General features: G+C 59.2%; 9 protein-coding genes. 8 read left to right on the top strand and 1 reads right to left on the bottom strand.

Annotated features, from left to right (window positions below):
• Positions 1 to 53 precede the first annotated feature (53 nt).
• The 8 genes from Q1V60_RS04915 to Q1V60_RS04880 all read left to right on the top strand — a co-directional run bounded on the left by Q1V60_RS04915 (position 54) and on the right by Q1V60_RS04880 (position 11,353).
• Entirely contained in the window at positions 54 to 5,198 is a 5,145-nt protein-coding gene (locus tag Q1V60_RS04915) for a DUF6543 domain-containing protein (RefSeq protein ID WP_300627958.1), read from the top strand.
• Positions 5,199 to 5,365: 167 nt separating this feature from the next.
• Positions 5,366 to 6,361, top strand: coding sequence for a FecR family protein (locus Q1V60_RS04910; protein WP_300627955.1), 996 nt, complete (start codon positions 5,366 to 5,368; stop codon positions 6,359 to 6,361).
• Between the two features lie 316 nt (positions 6,362 to 6,677).
• Complete coding sequence (locus Q1V60_RS04905) at positions 6,678 to 7,130, top strand: hypothetical protein (protein ID WP_300627953.1); 453 nt, start codon at positions 6,678 to 6,680, stop codon at positions 7,128 to 7,130.
• Positions 7,130 to 7,678 carry an adhesin gene (locus Q1V60_RS04900; protein ID WP_300627951.1) on the top strand — a complete coding sequence of 183 codons (549 nt, stop codon included), beginning with the start codon at positions 7,130 to 7,132 and terminating at the stop codon, positions 7,676 to 7,678. Before Q1V60_RS04905 ends, Q1V60_RS04900 begins: the two co-directional genes overlap by 1 nt.
• A gap of 68 nt (positions 7,679 to 7,746) precedes the next feature.
• Positions 7,747 to 8,484, top strand: coding sequence for a hypothetical protein (locus Q1V60_RS04895; protein ID WP_300627950.1), 738 nt, complete (start codon positions 7,747 to 7,749; stop codon positions 8,482 to 8,484).
• Positions 8,485 to 8,545: 61 nt separating this feature from the next.
• Positions 8,546 to 9,226 carry a C39 family peptidase gene (locus Q1V60_RS04890; RefSeq protein ID WP_300627948.1) on the top strand — a complete coding sequence of 227 codons (681 nt, stop codon included), beginning with the start codon at positions 8,546 to 8,548 and terminating at the stop codon, positions 9,224 to 9,226.
• A gap of 37 nt (positions 9,227 to 9,263) precedes the next feature.
• Positions 9,264 to 10,010 carry a hypothetical protein gene (locus tag Q1V60_RS04885; RefSeq protein WP_300627947.1) on the top strand — a complete coding sequence of 249 codons (747 nt, stop codon included), beginning with the start codon at positions 9,264 to 9,266 and terminating at the stop codon, positions 10,008 to 10,010.
• Positions 10,011 to 10,054: 44 nt separating this feature from the next.
• Positions 10,055 to 11,353: a hypothetical protein gene (locus Q1V60_RS04880; RefSeq protein ID WP_300627946.1), complete on the top strand. Its 1,299-nt coding sequence runs from the start codon at positions 10,055 to 10,057 to the stop codon at positions 11,351 to 11,353.
• A 22-nt stretch (positions 11,354 to 11,375) separates the two neighbouring features.
• Here the strand turns inward: Q1V60_RS04880 and Q1V60_RS04875 are convergent, their stop codons facing one another.
• The gene (locus tag Q1V60_RS04875) at positions 11,376 to 12,701 is read right to left on the bottom strand and encodes a sigma-54 dependent transcriptional regulator (RefSeq protein ID WP_300627945.1); all 1,326 of its coding nucleotides are present in this window, start codon (positions 12,699 to 12,701) and stop codon (positions 11,376 to 11,378) included.
• Positions 12,702 to 12,783 lie beyond the last annotated feature (82 nt).

The following is a 12,783-nucleotide window of genomic DNA, read 5'->3' as shown; positions in this document are numbered from 1 at the left end:
TGCAGATTGCGCGTCCTTACCCTGATGCTCCCCAAGCACGATAGAGACCGGCGATGCTCAGCGTAACCCCCCCGTATTTTTTCGATGAATTCCTGAGGCCCGTCAGCAGGAAAACGCCGAGCGAGCGCGAGCGAGCGCTAGGCCTGAGCGTCAAAGATCTTGAGTGGCTGCATAACCTGTATTACGTAAGCGATACCGACCGTCAGAATACGCGCCTGCTCAGCCATCCCATGCGCGTGGAAAAGCTGCTGATTAACGCTCAGGGCCACATCGCGATACCACTCGCCGGGGCCTTTATGATGAGCCCCACGCCGGACGGTGGCAAAGCCCTGCTTTACACGCCTTATGGCGGCATTCAGGTATTTGCCGACCCTGCCTCACTGCTCGTCGAGGTCGGCGAACAGTTGGCGGACTCGGTGCAACGCGTCGACTTGATGAGTTTCCTCTCGATTACCCAGCGCAACGCATTACCCATCGGCACCGCGCTGACGGTGACCAGCGCGGTGATCGAGGGGGCGGTCAGTGAAGACCAGGAGCAAACCCTCATGGCCTGCCAGCAGGCCAATGTCAATTTGATGCTTGAACATCTGAAAAAGATTCCTACCTTGCCCTGGATGCTCGACACCGTACTGATCATCATGGCGCGCAACTACTTCCCGGGCCTGGATCAACGCCACACACGGGTAAACTTTTTTATACGCCACCCCGCCGACGGTGATCGACGCTGGGTCCAATCCCTGCCGTTAAGCGAAGCATTCCTGCAGTTTTATGTGAAACATGCCTGGCCCACGGAGCAAACCCGTGAATTCTTCAACCCCAAGCATGTCACCACTGCCTTTACCCAGGCCCAGCTGGAAGAGGACAACCAGCGCTGGGAAGCGTTGGTCGAAGAAACCTCCGGCGTTCTCTCCAAACTGTTGGACGGCCTGCTGCAAACTTACTGGAACGAAGACATCGGCGATGGCGCCTCACGCGTGGAGCTTTTCGCGCAAATCATGGGTGAAAAGTTTCGCGTCGATGTGCTGCTCAAGCGCCAGACATCGGTGATCAGCGCCGAAGAAAGCCACATGTTCCAGGCAATGTTCCTGCCTGACGAGAGCGCGCGCAGCGCCCACGCCAGCCAACTGAGCGTGGAAAAAGTGCAGGTCTACGCGCCGTATCAGCACTACGTGGAACTGGCCAGCACCCTGATGATCCACGAAAGCCATGCGTACCTGTATACGCAATCGCATGGAGTGCAGGTGCTCAAAGACATGGATGACCTGAGAGATACGTTATTGACCATGCTCAAGACCGCAGGGCATGAAGACGAGTTACTCAACTTTCTGTCCCTGGATGAGCGCAACACCTTTATTGGCCTGGACCAGGTAAACATCGCGGCCCGCCCCGTCACCGGCAGCGTGTTTACCGGTATTGTCGAAGACATTGCCGTCAAGCAAATCAGTAATATGAACCACGCCCTGGCGACCTATCGGCGCAGTGATGGCCAGGTGAACCTGACTGCCCTGCTCGACTACGCCCTGGATGTACGTGCAATGCTTGATGCTCGCCTGGCGCTACTGGATACCAACGGGCGCTGGACTACCCACCCGATTACCAGCGGCAATGGTCGCCCGTCCACGGTGCGGGCAGAGCGCGCCAAGCAGCAATTGCAGCGCCTGCACGCCGTCGAGCAGGCGCTGGACGCGGATCGCAAAAAGCACCCCACCCTGCGTGGCATCGTCGCTCACGCTTTGAACGCGGAACTGAACATACAGCAACTGGACCTCAAGGCAGAAGACGTCTATATCAACACCTACGAGACCCGCGCCGAAGAGATTGAAGAGCGCCCACCGGTGTCGTCCCTGAATATGGTTGAACACTTCATCGAGCGCCTGAGCCTTGAAGCGTCACCGGTGTCCAGCTCACCGCGCACCTGGTTTTACGTAAAGCGTGACCCCCACGTCGCCCTCCAGCTGCATAACCTGACACTCAGTGCCTTCAACAGCATTATTGAGCGCGTCTTGAAGCTTTTCTCCGATCACGACATGCACGAACTCACCCGCGTGTTTCTCGACAGCAACCGCGACAAACATGCGCACTCGATGCTCTTGGGGTTGCGCAGCGAGGCCGAATTGAGGCTACTGGGTAAACTATTAGATCCCACCAGCCATGGGCTTCTCGACACGGTACTCAATCCCGAGAGCCTCTCGCGCATTACCCGCCATGGCATCAACGGCTTTATGCCGGATGCCTATGGATTGACGCTGGGCCTGGGCTCACTCGATCAACCCACGCCCCTCGCCAACGTATTTGTAATCACTGAGCGCGGCGGTATCGACCCCAAGCTCTCCGGCCAGGCGGTGCTCTGGACTCCTCGCAGCGGTTATGAGGTCTTTATCTCGATCATGGAATTGCACCAAGCGCTGACACAGCGCCTGGAACATCCGATCAAGCGCTTGAGCCTGCTGGAAAACCTGCCGGTTTCCTTGCGCATCCCCCATCAGGTTTATCGATTGGGCCCCCTGAAGCTCATTGACGACAACGTGCTGGATAACCGCCTGAAAACCTATCGCGATTTCGTCATGGACGGCGTTGATCACCTGCTTTCCATGAAATTGCGTGCCCGGTCCCTGCAGAACCGCCTGGACATGAGCCTGGAGCAAGCCCCACCGACCAACCTGGCCAGGGCCGTCGCGGTGGCCACCACCATGATCAATCAACAAGCGCTGCCCGTCTGGCTGGGAATGGCACCGCCACGGGAACAGATCCATCAGGCGGAACTGCTTGAGCAATACCACAACAACGCGCCTCAGGAAGAAGACTACCTGCATGGCATCGTACCGCTGCGCGCGCACACATTCGCAGCACTTGCGAAACTGCTTGATGCGCGTTTCCCAGGCCACGCCCTGAGCCCCGATAACATCCTGATTCCGATTCACCAGGCCTTCGAGATCCATGACTACAGCCTGACCGACTATGCCATGCGGCACTTGCCGAACATGGATACCGCGACCATCCGTCCACGTTCGCGTACCGCCACCCCGCTGCCCGCCACCCTGGATGCCACTGCGGTGATTCAAATGGTGCGGCAATTGGACCTGAAAACCGCCTACCAGACGGTGTTGCAAAACCAGCTGAACGACCAGTCGGCTGAAGCCCTGCAACGCCGACGCCTTTTCTGCCAACAGCTGCCCTGGCAAACCTTGCAGCTGGCCCACGAGCAAATGCTGCAGGAGCGACTCTCAGCGCAGGCGCTGAGTCTTGTCCAGCAGGTTTTCGACATGCCCGACGCCCTGGCACGCGCCTCACTCGCCGGGGCATCGGCGAGGGTTCGGCCCATGGAGTTGATTGCCACCGAAGGCGCCACCGCCGTCAAAGTATTGGGCATGTACCTGATCGACCCCACTCCACCCGCCTCCGGCCCTGTGGTGCTGTACGCGCCCTACAGGGAAAACCATGTGTTCAAGGAATATCGGGACGAACAAGCGCTGCTCGATGAGTTGGACAGGCCGGGAGAACTGCAGGACTGGGTGCTGCTGCACCTTGACGACCCACACCAGGCGACTTATCGCCACTTGATGCAAGAGAACCTTCGTCGCGTCTCCGACATCCATCTCGCTTCGTCCGAAGTGACAGGCAACTTTCTTCACTACCTGTTCAACGACAACACGCTGTTGCTGTCCAAAATGCTCAGTTGTCAATTCGTGGAAGGTGCCAAGGTTCTATGGGAGAAAGTGACCGAACTGCTGGTCGAGGAAATTCCCACGGCGGTGCAATTCATGGCCGGCAAACTCGCGTACCCGCTGGTCGTCTGGCGCAGCTACAAGCTATTCAAACGCTCAGCTGAAGCGCTGCAGCTACACCGATGGAAGTCGGCGCTCAAGGACTTTGTCTTGGGCATCGCACAAATGGCCGCATTGCGTGACGCGCTTGAGGGCCTCGACAGCCCGCCGCCTACCGATGAAGCAGTACCGGCAGCTAAGCCGTCGGACGAAACACTGCCCACAGCCACTACCCTGTCCACCTTGGACATCACCGCGCCATCGCGCACGTCGTTGCAACCTTTCGAGCATCACGACATCGCGTTGGAGGACCTTGAGCGGAACGCCTCTTCCCATGTTTATGAGGACAAGGCGACCTCAAAAACCTACATACCGCTTGCAGGCAAGGTGTATTCAGTCGAGAAAACCGCACGCTACTGGTGCCTGGCCAACGACGAGCAGCAAGGTTCCTATGTTGCCCGCAATTCACAAGGCCATTGGGTGCTGGACCTGCGCAGTCATAACCCACGGTTCGGCGGCCTGCTGGGACACATGAGTGCGCGAAGCGGCGAACGCAGGGAGGTCAATATCGAAGCGAGGGGCATTAGAGAAATTGCCGCCGTGTCCAGCTGGAAAGCTCAAGTCATCAACGAAGCCATGAACGTAGCGACTTTTTACACCGTCACATGCAAGCGCAATATCGCGCTTTTTTCAGTAAATCGTGACCCTTTCAGCCGGGTGGGTTTATTTCTGGGCGAATTGTTCGGCGTCCTTTCCCTGACCCCCGCTCAATTAGAGAGAGTCGAGAAAATAGTCGATCTGATGTTGGATGAGCTGAGTAATCCGACCTTGACCAAACCGGACTCCAGTCGCTTTGTCAGTGGAACCAGCCGCACTAACCGGGCAGCCGACTACGCCCTGACGCTCCCCGATGACACGAACCACACCCTGTATTTGCTTGATCGCTTCTTCGACCCACAAATGGATATGTACCAGAACTGCCTGATCTCACCCTTCGACATATCGGCCCACGCCCGCGCCAGCACGATCATCCACGAAGTGACGCACCTTAAGCTCGATACCGAAGACATCGCTTACCTCCACACCATGTGCCCGTTCCCCGAACTGATTGACCCGAGCAAACCTGGCGCGCAAGCGCTCAAGACCACCCTGGAGGATTTGCACAGCACGGCGTTGTCCACACTGACACCGGCGTCAATGCTGTTTAAGACCTGGGATAAGGTCACCCTCACATGGAAGGACTACAGCAGTAAAACTTCAACCTCCAGCCTTAAACAAAAAATCCTGACGGTCACAGGCGCCAGGGACCTTAATGACGCCCGGCAGATTTTCATGAGCAGCCCTGACAAGCGCATTGACACTATCCTGAGCAACGCCGATTCGGTGACTTACCTGATTACCCATCTGGGCCGCGTCTTGGACCCGGGGGCCTGAGCGGTGCCGGGTAGACGTCAGGCGTTCCAGCCAGGCAGCAAATGTGACTACGCTCGGCCCCACGGAGCTTTCAAACAAGAATAAGTTCCAATTGATATGCAATCGCCATGATGCTGTTCTCGCTGTGAGCTTCAGGGGGTTAGAATGTGAGAAATCAGGATGAGTCAATGAGCGAAAAGTCCCTTTCAGAAGCCGAATACGACGCCATTACCGACGCCGCCGCGCATTGGTGCATGCGCTTGCATGCCGAAGATTGCTCGGCCGCCGACCGTCAGGCGTTTGAACAATGGCACGACGCTCATCCGCTGCACGCCTTCGAGTACGCGGCGATGCTGGAAATCTGGGACGTGGCCGATCATTTGCCGCGCAGCACGCCGGCACCCATCGTGATGCCGTTCAAGCCGCGCCCACGCTGGCACACCTACGCGGTCGCGGCCGCCATTTGCCTGGCCGCGTTACCCTTGGCCGCTTTTACCGGCTGGGAAACCGGCTGGTTGCCAAGCGCCTATAAGCATTTCGAAGCGGTCAACGGCTTACGCACCGTTACCCTAGGCGATGGCAGCCAGGTGGATCTGAACCTGGGCACCGAATTGGTCTACAGCGATTACAAAGACCGCCGTCAGGTGACATTGAAAAAAGGTGAAGCGTTTTTCAACGTCACTCACGACGGTGATCACCCTTTTGTCGTGCAGGCCGGCGATGGGCAGATTCGGGTGACGGGCACCCAGTTCAACGTCTGGAAATATGAAGACCAGGTGCGGGTGATGTTGCTTGAAGGCTCTGTGCAGATCGCCAGCGACCTGGTGCATGGCAGCGTGCCGCTTACCCCGGGAATGCAGGCAAGCTATCACCAGGGCGACGCCACCCCGCAAGTCGCCGCGATCAAGCCCGATGACACAGCGCTTGCCTGGCGTTCGGGCAAACTGGTACTCGACAACCTGGCTTTGGCCGATGCGCTGCCGCTGATCAACCGCTATTTGAGCAAACCGGTGATGCTGGCTGATGCCGGCACCGGGGCAATCCGCATTGGCGGCATCTATAACCTCAGTGATATCAACAACCTCATCCCGTCGCTGCCCAAGGTGCTGCCGGTCTACCTGACCCAGAACCAGGATGGCAATCCCGTCCTCAACGCCATCCCGCGCAAAGCGCCCAAGGGCTGATACCGTCGGCGCCACCGAATCGGCAGTCCGCGCGAAATGTCCATTTTTGAAACAACCATGTGCCCTGAAACGCCCCACCGGCGCGGCTTCATGGTTTTGTCATGGGCACTGTTTCATCGTTGATACAACTGGCGCGCAAGGCCCGGCATAACGCGCCGGGCGGCGACTGTCTCATGCCTGAAACACCGCAACCGTTGCCTCATCCAACGAAAGTCGCAACCGCCTGAACAGGAAGGAGAAATAAAAAGCGGCACGCCTTCTGCTCTGTCCCTGACAACGCTGTTCAGGGTCAGCGTGAATAAAAAGGACTGCCGCCGTGGACACACTCACTCACGCCTCGATAAACGCACTGCTGATCAGTTGCGTGCTCAGCGCCGGCATCAGCCTGCCGAGCCAGGCGGGTGACGGCGTGATCGTCACAGGGCGCACCGTGCAGGGTCATATGTATGGGCGCACCTCCCGTCCCGACCCCTACCCCACCACTGCCAACGCCAACCCCAGCAAAGCGGTCATCAGCGCCACCTCCGGCGAACTCAGTGATGTGGACATTGGCAGCGTCAGCAGCGGTTCGAGCCTTGCCCGTTCCATCCAGCCCAACGGCCATTTGCCTGGCTTGGGCACCACGCAAAACAGTATGTCGACCGTGGGGGCCACTGGCGCAGCCGCCGGCCACGGCGCAGGCAGCGGCATGGGTGGGCAGATCAGCGATTCGATCCAACGCGGCATGGCCCCCTTGAACACTATCGGCGGCATGCTGGGGGGCAAGTAATGGCGCGCTTCGCGTGGCTGTTGGCGCTGTTGGGCAGCGCGTCGGGCATGGCTGACAACAGCGCCCTGATCCGCAGCAGCGGCAAACAGTATGAGGGCGTCTTGTCGATCAACCAGGCGGCCGGTACCCGGCAACAAATGTCCAACAGCCGCGCCATTGTCCTCGGCGGCCAGGCCACCACCCTCAACCTGCAGAAACTCGACGGCAACGTCGACCCGTCCTTGAACGCCAAGGCGGCGATCCTGGGCACCGCCTTTACCAACGGCAACGGCGTACTGGGCATCAACCAGTCGGCCGGGGCCAATAACCAATCGATCAATGCGGTGCGGATCAGTGTCAATCCTGGCCCGCAAAGCATCGATGACAGCGTCCTGTTGCAACAGAACACGACGCAGTTGACCGACTCAGGGCTCACCTCCACCACTGGCAGCCGCCAGGTCGTGACCAGCGACCAGGCCTTCACCGGCAGCCGAGGAGTGATTCAGGTGAACCAGAGTGCCGGGGTGGGGAACCGAGTGGCTAACACCCTGGGCATCACTATCAAGTAGGCGCTTGGTAGCACTGGCTGGACCGTACCAACACTTAACCCAACTCATTAGAAGCAAGGAGAAACACCATGAAACCTCAAATGGCCCTGAAACCAATGGTTTTCGCGCTCGCCGCGCTCATGGCTACCGCCGCTCAAGCAGGGGGCGGCTGGCATCCAACGCCTCAACCTAGCGGTACGGTTGCCGCTGCGGTCACCGATGTACAACAAAGCCAGCACAACAAGTTCGACGACACCAACACCGAAAACAATGCCTCTGCCGACAATTCGGTCACCGGCAACAGCGGTAACGTGGGGGTCAACGTGCAGTCGGGTTCCGGCAACCAGGCGGATAACGCGGGGGCCATCTCCAGTGCCAAAGGCGACTTTGCCACCGTGTTCGCGGTGATCGATCTGGATCAAGGCAGCACCCACAACAATTTCGTCAACAAAGGCACGCAAAACAACGCCTCCCTGGACAACTCGGTCAACGGCAACTCCGGTAACGTGGGTTACAACGGCCAGGCCGGTCAGGGCAACCAGGGTAAAAACAACCTGGCAATCACTACCGCTGACGGCAAGAACATTGCGGCGGCTGCCAATACCGAGCAGAACTCGCTCAATAACAGCTACCTCAATACCGCCGCCAGCAGCCACGGGTATGGCAAACCTCAGTACGTGTCCAATAACGCCAGCCTCGACAATTCGGTTAACCGCAACTCCGGCAACGTGGGTGTGAACCTGCAATCCGGCGCGGGCAACCAGGGCAGCAACAGCCTGTCGATCGGCCAAGGTTGCAGCGTCTGCACCAGCGGCGTGCGCTTCTGATCCAATGGGGCCTTGGCGACGAGGCCCTTTTTTATTCCAGTGTCCACCAGGTCATCCGATCATGCGTCTCGCGTCCCTCACCCTCCTGATGTTGCTGACCGGCACCACCTGGGCAGGCACCATGGCAATCTCCGCCATGCCGGGCGGTGCGGTGATTTTCAAGAAGGTCGAGAGCATCCGTGAACGCCGGTTCGCCAACCTGGTGGAACAGAAAACCGATTTCAGTTGCGGTGCCGCGGCACTCGCCACCCTCCTGCGCCAAGCCTATTGGCTGGACGTCGACGAAGAACACATCATCAAAGGCATGCTGGTCACCGCCGACCAGGAGCTGGTGCGTACCCAGGGTTTTTCCATGCTGGACATGAAGCGCTACCTCGAAAGCATCGGCATGCGCGCCCGGGGCTACAAGATTGCCGCCGACACCCTGAGCACCGTGAAAATCCCGGTGGTGGTGCTGCTGGAAATCCGTGGCTACAAGCACTTTGTGGTGATGCAACGAGCCGACAACGACTGGGTGTACATCGGCGACCCGGTGCTGGGCCATAAGCGCTACTCACGGGATGACTTCGTCAAGGGTTGGAATGGCATCGTGTTCGCCGTGTTGGGTGAAGGCTACGACAAGGCCAACGTTCTGCTCGACCCGCCCACGCCGCTGACCGCCAGGAATCAGCTGAACGCGTTCAAGCCCGTGGGCGACGCCGAGCTGATGGATTTCGGTTTTATCCAGAGCGACTTCTTCTAGAAGCGCAATAAGGAGCAGGACGCTCCAGGAGCAAGAGATGAACACTTCCCGTTGGCTGACGGTTTTGTGTCTGGCAGGCTCGATGCCCGCTTATGCTTCATCGGGTTTCAAACCGATCGAACTCAAGGATTCGGAAATAGCCGAACTGCGCGGCCGCTATGTAATGCCGGGACGAATTATCAGCTTCGGCATTGTGATGAGCAGCACCTGGACCAATGCCGTGGGCGACAGCATCACCGGCAAGGCCAGCATGCAGCTCGACAAGAGCACCGTCACCCCGCAGTTCTATGTGCAAACCACCGGCTCCGTGGGCGCCGCAGGCAACCAGAACACCGGCACCGGCAACGTGGTCGGCGGCGCAGGCCTGGGCAGTGGCCAGGGCGTGATCCAAAGCGTGCGCACTGCCGGCGATGGCAACACCGCCTACAACACCGTGGGCATCAACGTAGCGCAAGACGGCCTGGCCCCTGCCAACACCCAGCAGTCCGGGCAAATCCTGGTGGCCGGTGGCACCGTCACCGGTGAAAGCAAGGCAGGCCATGTCAGCGTGTCGGCCAACAATGGCGGCCTGCAGATGGCGATCCAGGCCAACCACAACCAAGGCAACAGCCTGCAGCAGATCGGCGGTGGGAATGTACTGCAAGGGACGGTTTTGACCGGCAATACCAACGTCGTCAACAACATCACCCAACTCAACGTCGTGATGAATAACAACGGTTTGAACAATGGCGCGTTGAACTGCAATTTGGATCAACTCAAAGGCCTGCGCACGCTCGGTTATTGAAGCTGACCCTCGATACTCACGCATTGGAAAGGACGGCTTATTTCATGCATCGATCGTTATCGCTCCGCGCGGTAGTCTGTTTAAGTACGCTCTTACCTGCATCCGTGTTGTATGCCGCGCCGGATAGCGATATCGAAACCCTCAAGCAGGAGCTTCTGGAACTCAAGCAACGCTACGACGTGCAGCAAAAGGCCCTGGCCGTGCTGGAACAACGTGTGCGCCAAGTGGAGGATCAACCGGCGGTGCCGGCGCCCAAGCGCCTGGCCAAATCCCCCGCCGACTTCAATAAAGCCGCGACCGTCGCCGCCGGCACGGGCGCGGCTGCGGCATCAGGTGGCGCAGGCGGCGGCAGCTCCTACGGCCAGTCACTCAAGGACGACTCCGCCCCTGCGCAAAGCGTGAGCAATCTCTACAACGAGGCCAGCGGCTTTTTCGGCAATGGCAAATTCAGCGTCGAAACCGGCATCACCTATGCCCGTTATGACGCTCGCCAGTTGACCCTCAATGGCTTCCTGGCGCTGGACTCGATCTTCCTCGGCAACATCAACCTGGACCGGATCAAATCCGACAGTTGGACCCTGGACCTGACCGGACGCTACAACCTCGACAATCGCTGGCAGTTCGACCTGAACGTGCCGGTGGTGTACCGCGACTCGACCTATCAGTCCGGCGGCGCCGGCAACGATGCCACGGCCACCTCGGAAGGTTCGGCGACCCGCGACCCCACCCTTGGCGACGTCAACGTCGGCGTGGCGTACAAATTCCACGATGAAACCCCCAGCCTGCCGGATGCGGTGGTGTCGGTACGGGTGAAAGCGCCTACGGGCAAAGAGCCGTTCGGCATCAAGCTGGTCCGGCAGCCCAGCAACGACAACCTCTACCTGCCGGAAAGCCTGCCGACGGGCAACGGTGTCTGGTCGGTCACGCCGGGCATTTCCCTGGTCAAGACCTTCGACCCGACCGTGTTGTTCGGTTCGCTGTCGTACACCCACAACTTCGAAGACTCGTTCGACGACATCAGCAGCGAGGTCAACCAGAAGGTGGGAGGCAAGGTGCGCCTGGGCGACAGCTTCCAGTTCAGTGTCGGCGTGGCGTTTGCCTTGAACGAAAAGATGAGCATGTCGTTCTCGGTGTCAGACCTTGTGCAGCGCAAAAGCAAACTCAAGCCGAGCGGCGGCGACTGGCAGTCGGTGGTTTCCAGCGATGCCAACGCCGGCTACTTCAACGTGGGCATGACGATTGCCGCGTCGGATAACCTGACCATCGTGCCGAACCTGGCGATTGGCATGACCGACGACGCGCCAGACTTTACGTTCAGTCTGAAATTCCCGTACTACTTCTGATCCAGCTTCGGTTTACCCGCCCCTAGCGAATCTGGTGTTTGTGCAGCAACCGATAGAATGTCGGCCGGGAAATGCCCAGCACGCGGGCGGCGACGCTCAGGTTGTCGCTGTGCCGGTTGAGCACATCGCACAACGCCTGGCGTTCGGCGCGGTGTTTGTAATCTTCCAATGTAGCCATCGGTGGCGAAACCTGCGGCTCGCCTTGCAGCCCCAGGTCAACCGCTTCGATCTGGCGCCCTTCGGCCAACACCAGGCCACGGCGTACGCGGTTGGCCAACTCACGCACATTGCCCGGCCACGGGTGTTGCCCCATCGCCACCAGGGCCTCTTGGCTGAAACTGCGCGGGCGGCGGCCGGTTTCCTGGCTATAGAAACGTGAAAAGTGATTGGCCAGCATCGCCACGTCACCATGGCGCTCGCGCAGGGGCGCCGTGACGACTTGCAGGACGTTCAGCCGGTAATACAGGTCTTCGCGAAAAGTGCCCTTTTCGACGGCGGCTTCAAGGTCGACATGGGTGGCCGCCAGCACCCGTACATCCACCGGGATGGGCTGGCTGCCGCCGACGCGCTCGATCTGTTTTTCCTGGAGAAAGCGCAACAGGTTGGCTTGCAGTTCCATCGGCAAATCGCCGATTTCATCGAGGAAAAGCGTGCCTCCGTGGGCGGCCTCGATGCGTCCGACCTTACGCTGATGCGCACCGGTGAAAGCGCCCTTTTCGTGGCCGAAGAGTTCCGACTGGATCAGGTGCTCAGGAATCGCCCCACAGTTGATCGCCACAAACGGCTTGGCGTGCCGCTGGGATTGGCGGTGCAGCGTCTTGGCGACCAGTTCCTTGCCGGTGCCGCTGTCGCCACGAATCAGTACCGGGGATTCGGTGGGCGCCAACTTTGACAACAACTTGCGCAGTTCACGGATGGGGCGGCTATCGCCCAACAACTCATGCTCAGGCCCGCCCACCGGGGTGTAGCCCTTATTGCGCAGGCGCGCCATGCCGAAGGCGCGTCCCAGGGTGACCTGCACGCGCGACACGTCGAACGGCAAGGTGTGAAAGTCAAAAAACCATTCGCAGACGAAATCCCCGACGTTCTGCAGGCGTAATACATCCTGGCTGAGCACCGCGATCCACTCGGTGCCGCTACGGCCAATCAACTCCTTGACCGCTTCGGGGCGTTCCAGATGACAGGGCTGCAACCGCAGCAGGCCCACGTCGCAGGAACGATCGCCCACCGCTGCCAGGGCACAGCTGTCCACTTCCCAGCCGACCGTGCGCAAGCCGGGCAGTAACCCGTGGCAATCGTCACAAGGGTCAACCACCAGCAAACGGCGTTGCGCGGGGGAAACGAGCATGGGAATTCCTTGTCGCCAGAACAATTAACGTTATTAGAAACAACAGTTTGTGATGACTGACAGGCACATTAACAAAATATTG

Source organism: Pseudomonas sp. (assembly GCF_030147005.1).
GTDB lineage: Bacteria > Pseudomonadota > Gammaproteobacteria > Pseudomonadales > Pseudomonadaceae > Aquipseudomonas.
Note: the sequence above shows the minus strand (reverse complement) of the source record. Positions and strands in the feature narration are given on the sequence as shown.

Excerpts from the sequence above, each read along its gene's own strand:
- Q1V60_RS04915 (WP_300627958.1), top strand. The coding sequence starts at position 54 with ATGCTCAGCGTAACCCCCCCGTATTTTTTCGATGAATTCCTGAGGCCC.
- Q1V60_RS04910 (WP_300627955.1), top strand. The coding sequence starts at position 5,366 with ATGAGCGAAAAGTCCCTTTCAGAAGCCGAATACGACGCCATTACCGAC.
- Q1V60_RS04900 (WP_300627951.1), top strand. The coding sequence starts at position 7,130 with ATGGCGCGCTTCGCGTGGCTGTTGGCGCTGTTGGGCAGCGCGTCGGGC.
- Q1V60_RS04895 (WP_300627950.1), top strand. The coding sequence starts at position 7,747 with ATGAAACCTCAAATGGCCCTGAAACCAATGGTTTTCGCGCTCGCCGCG.
- Q1V60_RS04890 (WP_300627948.1), top strand. The coding sequence starts at position 8,546 with ATGCGTCTCGCGTCCCTCACCCTCCTGATGTTGCTGACCGGCACCACC.
- Q1V60_RS04885 (WP_300627947.1), top strand. The coding sequence starts at position 9,264 with ATGAACACTTCCCGTTGGCTGACGGTTTTGTGTCTGGCAGGCTCGATG.
- Q1V60_RS04880 (WP_300627946.1), top strand. The coding sequence starts at position 10,055 with ATGCATCGATCGTTATCGCTCCGCGCGGTAGTCTGTTTAAGTACGCTC.
- Q1V60_RS04875 (WP_300627945.1), bottom strand. The coding sequence starts at position 12,701 with ATGCTCGTTTCCCCCGCGCAACGCCGTTTGCTGGTGGTTGACCCTTGT.